Source organism: Grimontia sp. AD028, assembly GCF_000973155.1.
In the GTDB taxonomy this organism is placed as follows: domain Bacteria; phylum Pseudomonadota; class Gammaproteobacteria; order Enterobacterales; family Vibrionaceae; genus Enterovibrio; species Enterovibrio indicus.
Window position 1 is genome coordinate 1 of sequence record NZ_LASY01000002.1, and the last position, 18607, is coordinate 18607.

Below are 18607 nucleotides of genomic sequence, written 5' to 3' on the forward strand. Positions count from 1 at the left end.
TGTATAAGAGACAGTTACTTCGCTAACCACGCGTTGAAACGCTGAGCCAGCTCATCACCGTTATCTGCCCAGAACTCATCGTCTTTCGGAATCGCGGTTTTGAAGTTTGGTCCATAGGTCGGCATGTGTGGTTTCATGTCGATGCCTGTATCAGCATGCGTCGTTACCATCGCTGCTGAAGAATTACGCGCAGGACCATAAGAGATGTATTTCGCCTGATCGGCAAGACGTTGTGAGTCCGTTGCGAAGCGTAGGTAGTCTTTCACCTTGTCCAGCTTGCCTTTTGGTACAACCCAACCATCCAGTTCGAACACCTGACCGTCCCAGATAATCTCGAACGGTTGCTTCTCATTCACCGCAGCGTTGAAGATGCGACCGTTGTAGGCAGAAGCGAATGCCACTTCTTTGTCTGCCAAAAGTTGTGGCGGCTGTGCACCCTCTTCCCACCAAATCACATTGTCTTTGATGGTATCAAGCTTCTTAAATGCACGCTGTACGCCTTCTTCGGTGCTCAGCACGTCATACACGTCTTCCGCTGCTACGCCATCTGCAATCAAAGCCCACTCAAGGTTGTTGATGGGTTTTTTCTGCAGCGAACGTTTACCCGGGAAGTTTTTCAGGTCGAACACATCGTCGATTTTGGTAGGCGCTTTATCAAACATCTCTTTGTTGTAAGCCACGATGTTTGAATAAACGATAGACGGAACAAAACACTCACTCAGTGAGCCTGCCAGGAAGTCTTTGGTTGCTGGCGTGCCATCTGGCGCTGCCGCCAATAAGGTATCGTGGTCCAGCGGTTCAGCCAAACCTTCATCACACGCAACAATGGCATCAGAAGGCAGGATGTCTACCAGGTCCCAAGTCACGTTGCCAGATTCAACCTGTGCGCGCAGACCTGAAAGGCCGTTCTGGGATTTATCGATATTGATGACCTTAGTACCGGTTTTTTCAGTCCAAGGTTCGTGGTAAGCCTTAGTTTGGCTGGCGGTGTAGGCACCACCCCAAGAAACAACATTCAAGGTTTCATCGGCTACAGCGTGAGTCGCCATGCTTGCAACGCCTGCCAGAATGGCAACGTTTAACGCGAGTTTTTTCATTTTCCCTTCTCCTCAAGTCTTTCGCTTGTTTACGTCTGAGCATGAGCAGGAATCAAAATCTGCGCGTCACCACGACAGAAAAACTGCGTTCCTTACTAACCCAAATCAGTTATCGAGCCCTGCACAAAGCACTTGTGCTAGATGTTTCCTTACGAGGCGTCCAACGCCCTGCAATCTTCTTCCGACCAACCAATGCGAATGGTATCGCCACGCTGAAGGTTCGGATGTCCTTCCGCATTGGGGGTTTTAATAATGAATTCATCGCTCTCACAGACTGAGACGCGGGTACGCAGGTGATCGCCGAGGTAAATCACTTCCTCTACCTTGGCGTCAAAAATATTGGAAAGCACGCCCTGTTCTGGATTAATAACAATGCGTTCTGGGCGGAGGGAAAGGGTGGATTGTTCGCCAGTACTGCCGACAGCCACTGGCTTGGCAGTGATGATGTCGCCATTCGGAATTTTGACCTGACAAGCCTGTTCATTCATTGAAATGACATCGCCGCGCAGACGGTTGTTCTCACCAATAAACTGCGCAACAAAAGCGTTAACCGGGCGTTCATAAAGCTCTTCTGGCGTCGCTAACTGTTGCACCACACCGTCGTTAAACACGGCAATGCGGTCTGACATCGTCAGCGCTTCTGACTGATCGTGAGTCACGTAAATCATGGTCACGCCGAGATCTTCCTGAATGTGTTTGATCTCGTACTGCATTTCTTCACGGAGGTTTTTGTCCAGTGCGCCCAGTGGTTCATCCATCAACACCAGTTCTGGTTCAAACACCAATGCGCGGGCTACCGCGACGCGTTGCTGCTGACCACCGGAAAGATGCGCCGGACGGCGATGACCAAAATCAGATAAACGCACCATATCCAATGCGCGCTTTACCTTTTTTTCGATTTCAGATTTGGACAGGTTTCTGACTTGCAAAGGAAATGCGAGGTTCTCTTCCACTGTCATGTGGGGGAAAAGTGCATAGTTTTGGAACACCAGTCCTATACCACGTTTGTGTGGCGGCAGCTTTTTGATTGGGTTCCCATTCAGATAGATTTCACCATGAGTAGGCTGCTCGAAGCCCGCCATCATCATCAAAACCGTTGATTTACCTGAACCTGAAGGCCCGAGCAAGGTGATGAATTCACCCTGCTCGATATCCATCTCAAATCCTTTGACCACCAAGGTTCTTCCATCGTAGCTTTTTTGCACATTATCAAAGCGCACAAAAGGCATACCGGAATTCCCATCACTCCCACTCTGCTGCATAAATTACGCATTCCTTTACATCACTAATCATTTAGAGCCTATAACAGGGTTTTAACATTGATCAAAAAGCGACCGCCCGAGTGAGAGACTGATCATGAGCGCGTCTTGATTCTGTGAAACATTGCACTTACTTCATGCTCATAGAAATGATGCAAAAGTCACGAATATCACTATCTTTCAGACATCGTTTTCAACACTTTTGATAAATTGGAAACCACTATTAAAAGACGTCCTATCGTCACAAATGGAGTCGCTCTCTATGCAATCCCGCTACTTACCTTTTGCCCTTCTGGCGCTTTCCCCCTTTGCTTCTGCTGATGAGTGTGGTGATGTCACCATTGCTGATATGAACTGGAATTCCGCGACCCTGATGGCGCATGTGGATCAGTTCATTTTGGAAAATGGATATGGCTGTAACGCCGAACTGGTTCCTGGCGATACCATGCCAACCGGCGTATCGATGACGGAAAAAGGCGAACCTGATATTGCGCCGGAGTTTTGGAGTAACTCCCACAAAGAAATGCTACAAAAAGGCGTTGATGCGAAGAAGCTGCGCTTTGCTGGCCCTGCGTTTGCAGAAGGCGGTGAAGAAGGCTTCTGGGTACCAAAATACATGGTCGACAAAAACCCAGAGCTGGCAACGATTGAGGGCATCAAGGCCAACGCCAAGCTCTTCCCTCATCCTGAAGATGACTCCAAGTCAGGCTTTATGACCTGCCCTGCTGGTTGGACATGCCAGATCACTGCAGGTCACCTGTTTGATGCCCTTGGCCTTGAAGAAGCCGGCTTTGAAATGATTGACCCAGGTTCAGGCGCTGCGCTTGCAGGTTCAATTGCCCGAGCTAACGATCGCGAAAATGCATGGTTTGGTTACTACTGGTCACCAACACCTGTTCTGGGTCGCTATGACATGGTGAAAGTCGATTTCGGTGTGCCGGCAGATTCCGCGCACTACGAAAGCTGCATTACTCAAGCTGACTGTACCGATCCGAAAGTGACGGCTTACCCACCTTCTGCCGTGAACACCATCACCACAGAAAGCTTTGCGACAGAATCGCCAGCCGCATACAACTACATCAGCAACCGCGCATACTCGAATGCAGATATGAGCGCCATGATGGCGTGGATGGAAGAGAATCAGGCAGACGGTGAAATCGCTGCGTTTGAATTCCTCGAATCCTACCCGCAGGTTTGGACCCAATGGGTACCGGCAGACGTGGCTGAGAAAGTCAAAGCCGCGATGTAACCGCCCATTCAATTTCTCAAAGGGAGGCATTCGCCTCCCTTTTCTATTCTTCTGATTTTATTTTTAAGAACTTCACTCTGTCCCAACTTATAAACACGGCAGCCCGTCAGGTTGCATAATACTTTCCGCATTCGTCGCTGTTTAAAGTGAGTCTGCATGAAGCGGTACGTTGTTCACCCCAAGGTTTCCGGCATCTCAAACATGCCAATGCACGCGCTTCTTCCTCTCCTTTCGCCAGTTTTGGCGACGCTACCTTTTTTCGCTGAAACAACGCCAAACCGCAACATGTCGCCGGGGAGATCCACGCATGAGTAAATGGTTTATTGGAATGGTGGTTATCGCGGTTCTAGCCTTTGGCACCGTGATTGGCTTTAACCTCTTTGTGAATAAAAAGATTGAAACCACACTGGCTAACCTACCCGAACCGGTTTATCCGGTCACAGTTGAAAAGCTCACGCCAACGGTTTGGCCACAAGGGATCAAAGCCATCGGCTTTATCGAGCCCAACCAAGGCGTCTCTGTCTCCAATGAAGTCGCGGGCATTGTCACCGCCATCAACTTCGAAAATGGTGCCAACGTGGAAAGTGGCACTGTGCTGGTGAGCCTTGATTCATCGGTTCAGAAAGCACAGCTCAAAGCGCAGCAAGTGCAACTGCCTTCCGTTCGGGATGACTACAACCGACTGCGCAAACTCTATCAGGAACGTTCTGTCTCGGAACAAAGCGTCGAGGCGGCACAGTCCAAGTACGAAGCCATGCAGGCAAATATTGAAAGCCTGCAAGCCACCATCAATCAGCGGGAAATCAAAGCGCCATTCAGCGGTGTACTCGGCATTCGCAATATCAATCTGGGTCAATATGTTTCTGCGGGAACAGACATTGTCCGGCTCGACGATCTCTCCGTCATGCGGGTTCGTTTCAATGTGCCTCAGGCTCAGATCGGCAACCTTTCTGTCGGTCAGGCAATATCATTAACCGTCGAAGCGTTTCCAGATCGTGAATACAAAGGGAAGATCAACGCCATTCAACCTGTAGTGAGCGACCAAACTGGTCTGGTAATGGTGCAGGCAGAGCTACCTAACGATGATAAAACCCTGCGCGGTGGCATGTTCGCCGCTGTGAATGTCGCGCTGTCTGATTTGGGCAATCAGGTAGTTGTGCCGCAAACCTCGATTGTCTTCGCCCTCTACGGAAATTCTGTGTTTGTAGCAGAGAAGAAAGACGATGAAACCCGCGTTCGGCAGGTCACGGTTGAAGTGCTGCAACGGGATGGCAACTTCGCCTTGGTCAAAGGGGATTTGAAGTTTGATGAGCAAGTGGTCACGACAGGTATTTTGAACCTTGGCAACAATACCAAGGTGAATATCGTCGACAACCCGATTTCGACGCCAGACAGCATGCCGCAACTGTGAGGAACAGATTATGAGCTTCACAGACATATTCATCTATCGCCCCGTCATGGCAGCATCATTAAGTGTTCTGCTGCTCTTATTTGGCCTCAACGCCATGAAAGATTTGCAGGTTCGGCAATACCCGGACATGACCAATACGGTGATCACCGTTACCACGCCCTATCCCGGCGCCGATGCTGAACTGGTGGAAGGTTTTATCACCCAGCCGCTTGAACAAGCCTTATCGCAGGTAGATAACCTCGACTTTATGACCTCTGCGAGCCAACTCGGATCATCGAGCATTACCCTGAACATGATGCTGAACACCAATCCGGAAGCGGCGCTGGCAAACGTGCTTTCGCAGATAAATTCCGTTACCAACCAGTTACCCAAAGAGGCCTATAACCCTTCTGTTACCTCTTCGACAGGCTCCACGACCTCCATCATGTATATCTCGTTTTTCAGTGGAGACCTGAATTCCAGCCAGATCGCCGATTATCTCGAACGGGTGGTCAATCCACAGCTTTCCACCGTCAATGGCGTTTCCAACATATCCATGATGGGGGGTTCGCCGTTTGCCCTGCGCATCTGGCCTGATCCGGAGAAGCTGGGGCAGTACGATCTCTCGACCTCTGAGCTAGTTGGAATACTGCAACAGAACAACTACCAGTCCGCGGTTGGTCAATTCAAAAGCTACTTCACCGTGCTCAACAGCACCATTGATAGCCAAGTCGACACGGTTGAAGGCCTGAAGAATCTGGTGATCAAAAGCTACAAGGGTCAGGTGGTACAGCTTCGCGATGTGGCGGAAGTGAACCTCAGTAAAAGCAGTGACAGCTCGCGCGCACTGGCTAATGGACGGGAAGCAGTGATCATCGGCATCAATGCCACACCCACCGCGAATCCCTTGGATGTGGCGGCAGGCATTCGCGTGCTGTTCGAATCCATTCAGAAAAACCTGCCTTCCACCATTGAAGCCAGTGTGCTTTACGATTCCACTTTGGCGATCACTGACTCCATCAATGAAGTGGTCAAAACCATCGCTGAAGCCGCCGTCATTGTTATCGTGGTGATACTCCTGTTTCTTGGTTCTTTCCGTGCTGTAGTGATCCCTATTGTCACCATTCCGCTGTCACTGATTGGCGTTATGGTCGTGATGCAAGCCTTTGGCTTCACCTTAAACCTGATGACGCTGCTCGCCATGGTATTGGCGATTGGATTGGTGGTAGATGACGCTATCGTGGTGGTGGAAAACGTCGACCGTCATATCAAGATGGGCACCAAGCCTTTTAAAGCCGCCATTGAAGCCACGCGGGAAATTGCGGTTCCGGTTATCTCGATGACGATCACTCTGGCAGCGGTTTATGCGCCAATCGCCCTGATGGGGGGCGTGACAGGCTCGCTGTTTAAAGAATTCGCGTTAACGCTGGCAGGCTCGGTGTTTATCTCAGGGTTTGTGGCACTCACTCTGTCGCCCATGATGTGCTCCAAAATGCTCAAACCGCACACTCATCCAAGTAAGTTTGAAGAAACCGTTGAACGGGTACTCGGTGGCCTCACCAAGCGATATCATCACGCACTTCTGGCTGTGCTTGACCACAAACGCGTTGTCGTCATCTTTGCCATTGTAGTGTTTGCTTCACTGCCAGTGATATTCAAATTCATTCCATCACAGCTCGCGCCGGATGAAGATCAGGGTGTGGTGGTGGTCATTGGCAGCACGCCTTCCACCTCCAACAATGACTACATTCAGGCCAACATGGAGCTGATTTCCAACATCATCGCCAAACAGCCACAAGCCGAAGCTTCTCTGGCGATGATTGGAGTGCCAACGAGTAGCCAGGGCATCGCGATTGGCCCATTGATTCCCTGGACAGAGCGGACGCTCAGCCAGAAGGAAGTCTCAGCCAATATCAACGCAGAGGCGAAGAAACTCCCCGGCATCAACGCCACGGCTTACCAAATGCCCTCGTTACCTGGCGCATCTGGCGGTTTACCAATCCAGTTTGTTATCACCAGCCCCGCAGATTTCGAAACGCTTTATGCAGTCGGCAACAAGATTCTGGAGAAAGCCAAAGCCAGCCCGTTGTTTGTGTATACCGACGTGAACCTGAAATACGATTCCGGCTTAGTGCAACTCAAGATAGACCGCGAAGCGGCAGGCGCATATGGCGTGACCATGCAAGCGATTGGCGCAACACTCGGCACCATGATGAGCGGCGGCTACATCAACCGCGTCAACATCGATGGCCGCTCGTATGAAGTGATTCCGGAAGTGGAGCGGGTTTACCGCGCCAACCCTCATTTGATTTCGCAGTTCTATGTGAATGCGCAAAATGGCGAAGCCATCCCACTATCGAGTTTGGTGAGCTTTACTGTGAACGGACAAGCAAGGTCATTGCCCCACTACAATCAGATGAACTCCATTTCCGTTGAAGCTGTGCCTGCTCCGAATGTTGCTATGGGCGATGCGATTGCCTTCTTCGAACAGTTGGCCACCACCGACTTACCGCAAGGTTACACCTACTCCTTTATGGGAGAAGCTCGCCAGTTCGTGGAAGAAGGCAGCTCGTTGTACCTGACCTTTGCCCTCGCCTTGGCGATTATCTTCCTTGTGCTTGCGAGCCAGTTTGAAAGTGTCCGTGACCCATTAGTCATTATGTTTACCGTGCCGCTTGCCATTAGCGGTGCGTTAATCGCCCTTGGGTGGACGCATATCTCTGGCGCAACCTCGATGAACATTTACTCTCAGGTCGGATTGATTACTTTAGTGGGGCTGATCACCAAGCACGGCATCTTGATGTGTGAAGTCGCCAAAGAGGAACAAGTGATGAAAGGCGTTTCCAAGCAAGACGCGATTGTGGAAGCCGCCACCGTTCGCCTCCGCCCAATTCTGATGACCACCTCTGCGATGATTGCAGGTCTGATTCCTTTGTTGTTCGCAACTGGCGCAGGTGCCGCATCCCGCTACAACATAGGCTTAGTGATTGTGGCAGGGCTGGCGGTAGGTACTCTGTTTACCCTGTTCGTGCTTCCTGTGGTTTATACCTACATTTCAGGCGGCCACAGATACCATGAAGGAGAGCTTGATGAAGATGTGGATGAGGTGAACGAGGAGCATGCTTATCCGAGTCAGTAGTCACTCAATGAGATAGCGCAAAGCAGGGATTGAAGGTGGTGTTTTGCGCTTTGAATACTTATGGTCGTCATTGAATTCACTTACACTAGCTTAGTCGGTCCACTTCCGCTGGATAAATGAACAGGAATGAGGCGACGTGCAAGCAGGCATGACACTGATAATTCGAACTTTTTCTAAAAGTGCCTGTCCTTCCAACATTACCTTTCCCCCCTATTGAAGGCGGAAGTTAGATGGGGAGTTGGTTTTTGGTTCTGGAGTAATATTGGACACTTTCGAGTTAGGAATCGTGTTCTCAACGAGCCACTTCGGGTAAGCTGACTTTAGGCTAAACAAAGTAGATGGCTTTGTTGTTCGAAAACAATGGCTGCTGACGCAGCCAAAGAATCCTATTGACTATTGATCAGAGTAAGGCTCATATGTGTTGAGCAACTGTTCTTATAAAGTCTAACTTACAGATAACATGACATATATCAGTGGACGTTCATTTGTGCCCGATACTTTGGCTACGTAACAGTCCACTTCACGCTCCATGAGCTTTCTAACTGTCTGACAAAATAATTTGTTCACGTAACCAATTTTTGTTTGATTGACGAACATGGCGATTGCATTGCAGTCAAATTCATTTTCGTTCTCACAACGCAAACTTACATTAGAGCCGGGCTGAATCGCACTCGATTGCTCAAAGTCTAAATAGTAACGTGTACCTGCAACTTCCATTAGGTATTCAAATGGAATATCAGCTTCTTCTAAGCTTGGAATTAAATCGAAACCATCGCTAGGTAACTGAACACCCGTATGTGCTATCAGATCAAAATCATTACCATCAAATTCCTCTGGTAAATGATGATTTACTAAGTACTTCTTAAAATCGCGACGAGAGCGAGGTGGTAACCTTTTCATAAAGGTTGTCATGACATCGTTAGTAAATGGCCCTTTGTCTAAAGGAAAAGCAGGGTATCCTAAGAAGCCTTGATCTATAGCATCTGAGTAGTCTTGCGTTTCCGCTAAGTACGAAAACTCAAAACCACTTTCTAGTTTTTTCAAGGCACCAACAAGGTATCGCTGATTACGATCTCGGTTTGACTGCCATGTCAAAAACAAAGTGTTTACATGTATTGAGTTTTCAATCATCATTTTCTTACTTCTTCTTTGAGTAGCTCTAATCTCATCAAGATATTTCTTTTGATCCATTCAAACCTTTCTTGAGAAAACGGAACGTCAATATCAATTTTTGTTAGACCTTCTATTTCTGCAAGCATAGCTTCTAAATCCACCGCATCAAGCTTTTGTAGCATATAATCTTGTATATCCTTACCTGAAGAGGAAATTCCTTCGACCAATTCAAAATGCTTGATTCTTTGCTTAGTATTTTCTCTATTAACCCTCAAGTGGTGACAGCCACGATTAACATAAGCCCTTAAACGATTGTCGTCCCAGTCTTTAACTTTATCTAAGAAACGTTCATGTCCTAACGATGTTCCGTTGTCAAAAAGTGGGCTCAACCGTGATTTGTCGTCACTTTGAAAAACCACACCCCAATTCTCTTGATGTCTATCGGTGTTGCCAATCAAAGAATCAAATAGAGCCATATCTGCTAACCATTTCACTCTTTCGGTTACCAGTCCAGCTTGAATTGCGAGACTACGAATAAAAATATTCATATCAGCAAAATTATGCTGCTTGCCTGTTTTGTCATCAAAATCAGGAATAATTCTTTTAAAGTATGAACCAGCATGAACGAATCGCTCACTATCTACATCGTAAAACCATTCGATAAGTGAACCACATACAATTCCGTCTTCAGTGTTTTTAATCGCTGGAAAGACTTTTGGCACATCAACACCTAAATACTTAGACACTATGTATGCTACTAATTCAGTCCAATACTGGTCTTGATAACGATCTATGGATTCCTTAAACAAGTATGGCCAGCTAGGCTTAAGAACCTCGACTTGCTTTTCAGGAGACCATAACATCTCCTTATCTCGAGCACCGACTGGAAATATGGCATGGTGCTCATCTCCAATCCAACCTGTAACGTCGACTACCTCTACCACCTCTTAAGCCTCTCTATTATTTTTAAATCTATCAAAGGCTAATGCGCAAGCCTAAAGTACCACATGTGTATACATACAGGTAATGATATTTTCTGAAGAGTTTGATTGCGTTGACTGACAACAGATCAGCTAGCAATTTGTCCGTTTAGTAAAATCTCGGACGCTTAATTGATCCGCGCACTCTCGCGCAAAATTAACATATAGCTTCGTAAAATCAGTGGATTAAGTTTAGTGGCTGCGACCTGAAGAGTGAAGTTGGGTATCCAAAGCTAAAATATCCAGATTTCCGCTATCCACATGACATTGTGTTTTTATACAGATCCGTGTGTATAGTGGAAATTTGGTCTGTGAGAGATGACTGGAGTAATCCAATGTTCTTAGCCGACTCACTTTGAGGCAAAGCCTTGTCAGAACCAAACCCCCCCTCACCTTCCCCTTAAAAAGGGGAAGGAACCAAGAGCAAACTAAGCCTTACTAAACGTTCTCGCACTCCACGTCGCTTCTACTGGTTGCTTACCGCAACATAGCGCCATGATGATGCCGAAGCATGCGCCTTGGGTGATCATCGCCGTGCCACCGTAACTGATAAACGGCAGCGGGCTTCCCATTACGGGTAGCAGGCCACTCACCATGCCCAAGTTGATAAAGGCATAGAGGAAGAAGCTCATCGCCAATGCGCCGCTGACAAGGCGGGAAAACGGTGAGGCGGTGTTGACTGCCAACCATAAAGCGCGGCCTGAGATAAACAGATACAGCGCAATCATGACGGCACTTCCCAAAAAGCCCCACTCTTCTGCAAAGGTGGAGAAGATAAAGTCGGTGTGGCTTTCAGGGATGAACCCCAACTGCCCTTGTGTCGCGTGCATAAAGCCTTTACCGCGCACTCCGCCAGAGCCAATAGCAATCAGGGATTGGATGATCTGATAACCCGCGCCAAGTGGGTCAGATTCTGGGTTCAAAAACTGGGTGACGCGAAGCTTCTGGTAGTCCGCCATAAAGAAGAACCACATCACTGGTACTGTCGCCGCAACTGCTGCTAACACTGAGCCAATGATCTTCCAGCTCATACCTGCTAGATAGAGTACGAACAGTGCGTACATCACGGTAAAAATCGCACCGTCCAAGTCTGGCTGAATCACAATCAGCCCTGCGGGTAATGCGGTGACTAACGCGCAAAGCCCAATCTTTTGCAGACCCGGTCTGCCGGGGTCTCGCACTATCAACCAGGCGATAATCATAGGTACCGCCACTTTCACAATTTCAGAAGGCTGAAAGCGGATAGGGCCGAGTGCCAGCCAGCGTTTGGCGCCGTTCACCGTGTCTCCCGCCACAATCACACCAAGCAAAAGCACAATCGCCAAACCAAAAAGGTGTGGCGTGAGTGCCCGGTAGGTTTTGGCAGGGATAAGCGAGAAAAACAGCAAAGCGAAAAGCGCGATCATGGCGCGGGCGACGTGCCTTTCAAGGGTAGGAACACTGTAGCCGCTCGCGCTCCATACGCTCATTGAGCCAAGAGTGATCAGCGAGACAATCGCGATCAGCAACGGAATATCCAGTCGTGGGCGCAGTATATTCATGGGTTAAAACGCCTTCGTAAAGATCAGAAAAGCCACGTCGGTTTTGCAAGCGACGTGGCGACGAGATAGGTCAGGGTTAGGCTTGTGCTGAAGGTGGTTTATTGCCTCTCAGCAATTTGCGGACTCGCCAGGTAATCGCAGTCAGAATCGCGGCACAAAGCGTGATAACAGGTGCAGCCATCAATCCCATAGTTACCGCTCGTCCAAGCGCGTCTGGCAGTGAAGGCAGCAGGAACCCGATGCCCGCTAGCAGGAAGACCCAAAGGGTCGCACTCAGCCACGCGAAGTAATGGAAACGTGGTGCTTCTTTCACGCGGATGCCCATCATCATCGGCACAATCGAACGAACACCCGGAATAAAGCGCGCAGCAAAAAGCGCCACCAAACCATGCTGACGCAGTAAAGCATCCACGGTTTTCATGTTCTTTTCCGGCACTTTCTTCAGCCAGGATTGCACCATTGGCAACTTGTTCAGCCAGCGACCTTGCATAAAGGCCATCCAACTTCCCATTGAAGCCGCCACAATCAGCAGTGGGAATGCGATAGCTGGCGTTAACACACCGACGGCCGCCAAAGTACCGACCAGTACAACCACGCTGTCGCAAGGTAAGGGAGCCGCTGGTAAAAAGCCGCTTTCAAGGCAAATCAACACAGCCACGATGATGTAGATTAGGGTCGCGCTGCCGGGAGCCAGCAGCGCATCGAAATCCTGGTACCACAAGGCCACCAGCACTTCCTGAATTGCTTCAAACATATTCTCTCCAAGAATCAAAATTAACAGGGTTAGGTGATGCTGGAGAAACCTTCCCTTGAGTGGATAAAGCGGAACTGGAGGTGGCAAGGTGCGAAGAAGCCTGTGATGTTCTGTCGGCTCTGGCGAGTACAGAAGTAGCCTGACGACAAAAGGCCCAAGAGAAGCAGAGAAATGCCTGAAGCCGGAAACGCTGAAAGTGATGAAGGTTCGTCATCGATAAACTCGACGTCATCGGGAAGAATGCGTGATGCCATGGTGCGAAGCAGCGAATACTCTTCTTTCGCCAGCGGCACACCTTCCCTATCCTGCAAAGCTGCGTGATGCCCCTGCGCCAAATCGACCCCAATAACCCCCACAGCGCCACTTAACAGCAGCACCATCATCAGGGCAACATAGAGGGAAAGTCGCTTAGTCGGCGTTTTCACGGCGTATTCTCAAAGGTCAATTCAGGCAGAATTTACTGCTAAAACCACAAAAAGAACAACACTTTTTATCGCTTATGACGACCTTGCATAAGGCGGCGATTTTCCAACCAAAAACCGCCTGAAAAGCGCGCTATTTTTCGCCGTTTTGCGACCAGTTTTGGCGTGCTGATTCACTGAGGAAAGTCCATGCCACAATACGCGTTACTTTCTGACCTTGCGCCATTTCGATGGTGCGGACATCTTCGACTTTTAGCGCCTTCAGCTGCTTGTAGATACCCGGCAGGTTTTCTTTCTTGGAAACCATGGTGGTGAACCACAGGCATTGGGTTTTGAAATCGGCACTTTGTTCTATCATTCGCTTGATAAAAACGGCTTCGCCGCCCGGACACCAAAGCTCTGCGTTCTGTCCACCAAAGTTCAGCACAGGTTTGCCCTTGCCTTTCATTGGCTGCGCTTTAAAGGGTTCTGAGCCTTTCTTGCGGGCATTGGCGGCAAGGTTCTTCACTTTGCGCTCAGAGCCTTTCGTTGCCTCTGCCATAGAAGCATGGAAAGGCGGGTTGCACATGGTGAAATCGAAACGCTCTTTGGCGTTAATCATGCCTGCGAAAATGTGGTCTGGGTTCTTTTGAAGGCGGCATTGAATGCCGCCTTTGAGGCTTGGGTTCATCTCCACCATCAGCTTGGCGCTTTTTACGGATACTGGGTCAATATCCGCACCCACGAACTGCCAGCCATAAACGCGGTGGCCGACCATGGGGTACACGCAGTTTGCGCCCATACCGATATCCAGCCCCTTCACAGCTTTGCCTTTTGGAATTTCTCCACCGTTGGATTCAGCCAGCAGATCTGCCAAGTAATGCAGGTAATCCGCGCGGCCGGGAATTGGCGGGCAAAGATAGCCTTCTGGAATATCCCAGAAACTGATTTGGTAGAAGTGTTGCAACAGTGCCTTGTTGAGGGTTTTCACCGCTTGCGGGTTGGAAAAGTCGACAGACAAATCACCGAACGGGTTCTTCTTCACAAAGGCTTTGAGCTCTGGGGTGCCTTTCATCAGCGCCGGGAAATCGTATCGCGCACGATGGGGATTTCTTGGGTGCAGACCTTTCTTAGGTTGTGAAGTGGTTTTGTTCGGTTTTGTCATGATGACGCCTAGTCGACTTTGTCCGGAAATTTCAGGGCAGCGATTCTAGCACGACAGCCAGAAATTCCGAGCTGATTTCCTCTACTTGTCAGGTCTTTCGATACTGTGTTCAGTCGGCTGCGGTGTCACTGTCATCACCTTCACGCCACTTGGCGTATCAAAGCGGTGCCAGACATTTTCCGGCACCACGACCAACTCTCCTGCAGACAAGGAAATGGGTGTTTCTCCTTCGCTATTGAGCAGAAAGATGGTGGTTTGCCCTTCCAGCACATGGACCAGTTCGTCGGCCGGATGACGCTCCCATTCGCTCTTTCCTTCGTAGTGGGCAATGAAAACGCCACCATCTCGGTAATCTGCCAGTGTTGCAAAGGCATCTTCCCCTTCACCGCTCAGCGAGTGTTCCGGCGTTCGATCTTCAAGGAAAGTGACTTGCTCAAACGCGTCCTTGAGGTTGACTCTGCTTCCTTTCATGCCCTTTCCCTTCTTTGGGTAAATCAATTGATCTTCTTAAACCACTGATCCAACTTCTCGCCTGCTTTCTGGCCGTGCTCTGCTTTCACGTGCATCACGACCGCTGCCGCAGCGGCTGCAAGAACGCCCAAATCATCGGAAAATCCAACGGCAGGTGTCAGATCAGGAATGGCATCAATAGGCGCGATAAAGTAACCAAGCGCGGCGAAAATAGTGGTTTTCGCCCATTTGGGTGTGTCGTCATCTGTCGCGGAATAGTAGAGCTTGAGGGCATTTTCCAATACGTCGTAACCTGCCTTTTGCGCAAAGTTACGGGCTTTGGTCCAGAATCCATCGTCGGAAAATTCATCCAGATATTTGTTGTCACTCATGGCGCTGTCCTTCTCGTCACTGATTTCAATCTACACGCTAATCAATACTGCTGCCTAACCCGAATCTGAGAACTTTTTCACAGTCGGCAAAATTGAGAAATTTGCTGATGGATTAGACTGTTATAGTGGCACGCTAGTTTGAACTCTAAGAAGGTTAAGGAAAACGGCTGATGAACAAGTGGTACATGGTTCGCCGATGGATCACCTCTCAATTTCAGCGTTTAAGCGGGAAGCACGTTATTACTGCAGTGTTGGCCTACGCAGTCATAAGCTGGGTGCTGCTTCGCTTAGCGGGAGAGCATGCACTTACTTCTCCCTTCGTTGATTATATCTATTATCTGTTAGTGACCGCTTCTACAGTGGGTTACGGCGACATGTCTCCCACTACAACGGCGGGTAAATGGATTGTCGCACTGTTTGTGATCCCTTGTGGACTAAGTATTTTTGCCATCGGTGTAGGCCGCTTGGCGGGTATTACCATTGAGTATTGGCGCAAAGGACTGTTAGGAAGAAGGAGCATTGACGTGTCCGGACACATTTTGATTTTGGGTTGGAACGAAAGCCGAACCCTTCACCTCATCGACATGCTTCTGCACGAAGAAAAAGACAAGCGCCCTATCGTGTTGTGCGTGCGAGCTGACATTGAAAACCCCCTGCCGAAGGAAATCGATTTTGTCCGCACTACAAGCTTTACCGACGAAACCGCGATGAGCCGCGCAGGCGTGAGTGATGCGGACTGCATCATCATCGACAACCCGGAAGACGACATCACCTTCGCGGCGGCGCTATTCTGCGCCAGCAAAAATCCGGATGTTCACATTCTCGCGTACTTCCAGGAGGAAGTCCTTTCTGACCTTTTGAAAACCCACTGCCCGAACGCAGAGTGTATTCCTTCTGTGTCGGTGGAAATGATGGCGAAATCAGCTGTGGATCCGGGCTCTTCTGAGCTTCATCATGAGCTTTTGAACACCCGCAAAGGCATGACGCAATACGCGGTCACCTACCCTGGCGATGCGCAATACACCACGGTTGAAGCGCTCTTTCTACGAATGAAGAAGGAGCATGATGCAACGCTGATTGGTTTCCGACGCGATAGCAATGTCAGGCTGAACCCGCCGCTTGATCAGGAAATCAAGCCCAACGATTTGCTGTTCTATATTGCCGATGAAAGGGTGTTGGACTTTAAGTGGGATTGATTTAACCCCACAGATAGCAAATACAAAAAAGGAGCCATTCGGCTCCTTTCTCTTTAGTTATAGGCGCTTAAGCCAGATTCAGACGCTGACGCAGGTTACGACGAAGCAGATAACCTATTTCACGTCCCTGCTTGCCCATATACGCACCAAGCAATCCGCCAAATCTTGCGCCGCCACGCGAGCCTTCGTAGATAGAATCAAACAGGGTATTTTCCACTTCCACTACGTAATTCATGCGGTCATCGCTATCAAACCACGCCAGTGATTGCTTGTTAAGCGGCGTGTCGACCAAGGTGATTTTTTTCTCCGCTGGCAGTTTTGCCACGATTTGGTTCAGCAATTTGATGGTGTTGAACGGACGACGACCTTCGCCGTTTGAGCGTTCAAAATCAGCCGCATAACAAACAGGGGCAATCTCAAGACCAGACTCATCCAACATGCAGTGACGAATCAAAGACGCCGTGCTTTCCGGCCAGATTTCTACTTCGTTAGAAGGCGAGTCGTTAACGAAATCCCACTCGTAGCTGTGACTGGCAATATCCACTTTGTTCAGTCCAACCACCAGACGGTTATCAAGCTCGTCACCTAATGCTGGCACTATCACATCACAAATCAGTCGATAGCCTTGGTTAAGATTGCGCTCTGCAGCGTCCAGCACCACGACGACCATGTCGATGAGCGGGTTACCCTCGCCATCGCTTTCGCTCAGCGTTGATCCAATCTGCATATCCAGCATTTTGTCGTGTTGTTCATCGCCGTTATGGCCGGGGTAATCCCACACTACCAGATTGCCATTTTGGAAGCGGGTAATACCGGAAGAAGCATTGAACTCTTCAGTCAGGTTATCGCCAAACACCGCTTTGATGGTGGCGGTTTTACCTACACCTTTGGGGCCGGCAACCATAATGTTTAATGGCTGATCTTCCAGCTCATGCAGACGCAGTTGCAAGGCGGACTTTTTGAACTCGTCCACCAGTGAAGAGTGGCTGATGTCCCAGGCCAGTTGTTGAGAAAATGACTTGCTGTTTTGCATGGGTATGTCCTCGGTAAATACTTCCTATACCCAAGCGTTTTTCACGCCAGCGACTTCCTGTCAGCTTGGGTATTACCATTCACGTAACCAATTTATCATCTGCAACTATACGCAATGCACAAGTGGCAATTTGTCTCGCTCTTGATAGCGTTTAACAATTTGTTTACTTAAGGAATGATGTGCGGTTTGAAGCTGATGAAACTACGGAAGTTAAGGGCTCACCGAGTAGTGAGCCCTTTTGGGGATTTAGATGGAAATACCCAGTTGACCGCGGATTTCGTCTGAAACAATGTTTCCAAGCGCACGGCCATGACGCCCCAAAAACGCACCTAGCTGACCGCCAAAGCGATCACCATCGTGCGCGCCAAGATGGATGGCATCGAAGCAGGCATTTTCAATGAGTTGCAGATAAAGCACGTTGTCATCATGCTCACGCCAGTGGTCATCCCCACGGCTGAGAACATGATTGAGCAAGGTCAGCGCTTTGTCTTCCGGTAAGGTTTCCATGGTGCGGGCCAGAAGCTTGAGCAAGTTAAAAGGACGGCCACTTGGGGACTCTCCCGCTTCAGCACTGAAGGCCAAAGGACGGGTCTGAACACCTGCGTTGTCAATCAGTCGATACCGAAGCGTGGCTGCCGTGCAATCTAACCAGATCTCTGCATCCATCGGCATCACATCTTTTACATACTCTCCACGAATGGCATGAGCAACTTTGTCGCACTTGCTGAAAAGCACCATCAATCGACCATCAGCGTTTCTGCCCATCATAGGGATGATCGTGCGGCAGATATCGAGGTAACTATCGTCAATGTTGCTGGAAGAGGCATCAAGCACCACCATGACCATATCAATCAGTGGCTTGTTGTGATCATCGGTTTCAGACAATAGCGCAGACAGTTCCTGTATTAGCGGCTTAGATTCTGGGCTGTAGTCTGGAAGGTTGGCTTCCCAAAGCGTCACTCGGTTGAGTTCTGTACGCTGGATCTCGTTGGCCGAGCGAGACCAATCCCTCTCTCCAAACATCGCTGAAAGCATGGCAGATTTGCCTGTTTGAGGCGAGCCGAGCACGAGAACGTTTAATGATTCATCGGCGAGCACCTGAAGGCGGCGCTTCAATCTCGCTTTGTACCCATGTTCCATTTCAACGCTGTTTTCGACCTGGCTAAGCACGCGGTCAAAGAAGGTATAGTCGGGCGTAGATGAATTGGCTTTCTCATCTTGTAAGGCGCTCAGTTTTTTGAACAACTGAGTATCGACATAGTGGTTTCCCTGCATGGTGGTGGTTCTCCTCTTCAATCAGATTCACAACGGAACCATCCACCACTATATGCATGAAATGTCGTAACCAAGTGTCTCGCTGTTGATAGCAATCGATGATTTTCTACTTGAAGAATGCGGTAAGAATCGGTCGCTAAAAAGCTGCAGGCGAGAAAAAGCCCGCAATTGCG

16 protein-coding genes are annotated in these 18607 nt (G+C 49.2%); 4 read left to right on the forward strand and 12 right to left on the reverse strand.

The features are described 5' to 3' along the window. Nucleotides 1-14 precede the first annotated feature (14 nt). Together RN22_RS00100 and RN22_RS00105 are read right to left on the reverse strand one after the other, a co-directional pair. On the reverse strand, nt 15-1097 hold the full coding sequence (locus RN22_RS00100; protein WP_002539971.1) for an ABC transporter substrate-binding protein: 1083 nt from the start codon (nt 1095-1097) through the stop codon (nt 15-17). 149 nt (nt 1098-1246) lie between these two features. Next, nucleotides 1247-2359 (reverse strand): ABC transporter ATP-binding protein, encoded by a 1113-nt coding sequence (locus tag RN22_RS00105; RefSeq protein ID WP_002539970.1) that lies wholly within the window; start codon nt 2357-2359, stop codon nt 1247-1249. 259 nt (nt 2360-2618) lie between these two features. Between RN22_RS00105 and RN22_RS00110 the strand changes: the two genes are divergently transcribed. The 3 genes from RN22_RS00110 to RN22_RS00120 all read left to right on the forward strand — a co-directional run bounded on the left by RN22_RS00110 (nt 2619) and on the right by RN22_RS00120 (nt 8134). Next, nucleotides 2619-3605: an ABC transporter substrate-binding protein gene (locus tag RN22_RS00110; protein WP_046302601.1), complete on the forward strand. Its 987-nt coding sequence runs from the start codon at nt 2619-2621 to the stop codon at nt 3603-3605. A gap of 307 nt (nt 3606-3912) precedes the next feature. Then, nucleotides 3913-5016, forward strand: coding sequence for an efflux RND transporter periplasmic adaptor subunit (locus tag RN22_RS00115; RefSeq protein WP_046302602.1), 1104 nt, complete (start codon nt 3913-3915; stop codon nt 5014-5016). A gap of 10 nt (nt 5017-5026) precedes the next feature. Then, entirely contained in the window at nt 5027-8134 is a 3108-nt protein-coding gene (locus RN22_RS00120) for an efflux RND transporter permease subunit (protein ID WP_046302603.1), read from the forward strand. A gap of 444 nt (nt 8135-8578) precedes the next feature. Here the strand turns inward: RN22_RS00120 and RN22_RS00125 are convergent, their stop codons facing one another. The 8 genes from RN22_RS00125 to RN22_RS00160 form a co-directional block, all read right to left on the reverse strand. Beyond that, entirely contained in the window at nt 8579-9325 is a 747-nt protein-coding gene (locus RN22_RS00125) for an HIRAN domain-containing protein (protein ID WP_156168131.1), read from the reverse strand. Beyond that, nucleotides 9265-10191 carry a HipA domain-containing protein gene (locus RN22_RS00130; protein ID WP_046302605.1) on the reverse strand — a complete coding sequence of 309 codons (927 nt, stop codon included), beginning with the start codon at nt 10189-10191 and terminating at the stop codon, nt 9265-9267. The genes RN22_RS00125 and RN22_RS00130 overlap by 61 nt, the downstream gene beginning before the upstream one ends. 464 nt (nt 10192-10655) lie before the next feature. Continuing rightward, on the reverse strand, nt 10656-11768 hold the full coding sequence (gene rodA, locus RN22_RS00135; RefSeq protein ID WP_046302606.1) for a rod shape-determining protein RodA: 1113 nt from the start codon (nt 11766-11768) through the stop codon (nt 10656-10658). Between the two features lie 76 nt (nt 11769-11844). Continuing rightward, nucleotides 11845-12522: a DedA family protein gene (locus RN22_RS00140; RefSeq protein WP_046302607.1), complete on the reverse strand. Its 678-nt coding sequence runs from the start codon at nt 12520-12522 to the stop codon at nt 11845-11847. Nucleotides 12523-12551: 29 nt separating this feature from the next. Beyond that, nucleotides 12552-12947 carry a hypothetical protein gene (locus RN22_RS00145; protein ID WP_046302608.1) on the reverse strand — a complete coding sequence of 132 codons (396 nt, stop codon included), beginning with the start codon at nt 12945-12947 and terminating at the stop codon, nt 12552-12554. 130 nt (nt 12948-13077) lie between these two features. Then, nucleotides 13078-14088: a 23S rRNA (adenine(1618)-N(6))-methyltransferase RlmF gene (gene rlmF, locus RN22_RS00150; protein ID WP_046302609.1), complete on the reverse strand. Its 1011-nt coding sequence runs from the start codon at nt 14086-14088 to the stop codon at nt 13078-13080. An 81-nt stretch (nt 14089-14169) separates the two neighbouring features. Further along, the gene (locus RN22_RS00155) at nt 14170-14559 is read right to left on the reverse strand and encodes a cupin domain-containing protein (protein ID WP_002539942.1); all 390 of its coding nucleotides are present in this window, start codon (nt 14557-14559) and stop codon (nt 14170-14172) included. Nucleotides 14560-14582: 23 nt separating this feature from the next. Further along, on the reverse strand, nt 14583-14930 hold the full coding sequence (locus tag RN22_RS00160) for a YkvA family protein (protein ID WP_046302610.1): 348 nt from the start codon (nt 14928-14930) through the stop codon (nt 14583-14585). A 170-nt stretch (nt 14931-15100) separates the two neighbouring features. Here RN22_RS00160 and RN22_RS00165 point away from each other — a divergent pair, with 170 nt between their 5' ends. Next, nucleotides 15101-16126: an ion channel gene (locus RN22_RS00165; RefSeq protein WP_002539940.1), complete on the forward strand. Its 1026-nt coding sequence runs from the start codon at nt 15101-15103 to the stop codon at nt 16124-16126. Nucleotides 16127-16193: 67 nt separating this feature from the next. On the opposite strand, the gene RN22_RS00170 is transcribed toward RN22_RS00165, so the two are convergent. Next, nucleotides 16194-17159: a hypothetical protein gene (locus tag RN22_RS00170; protein ID WP_046302611.1), complete on the reverse strand. Its 966-nt coding sequence runs from the start codon at nt 17157-17159 to the stop codon at nt 16194-16196. Nucleotides 17160-17405: 246 nt separating this feature from the next. Continuing rightward, nucleotides 17406-18434 carry a hypothetical protein gene (locus RN22_RS00175; protein ID WP_046302612.1) on the reverse strand — a complete coding sequence of 343 codons (1029 nt, stop codon included), beginning with the start codon at nt 18432-18434 and terminating at the stop codon, nt 17406-17408. Nucleotides 18435-18607 lie beyond the last annotated feature (173 nt).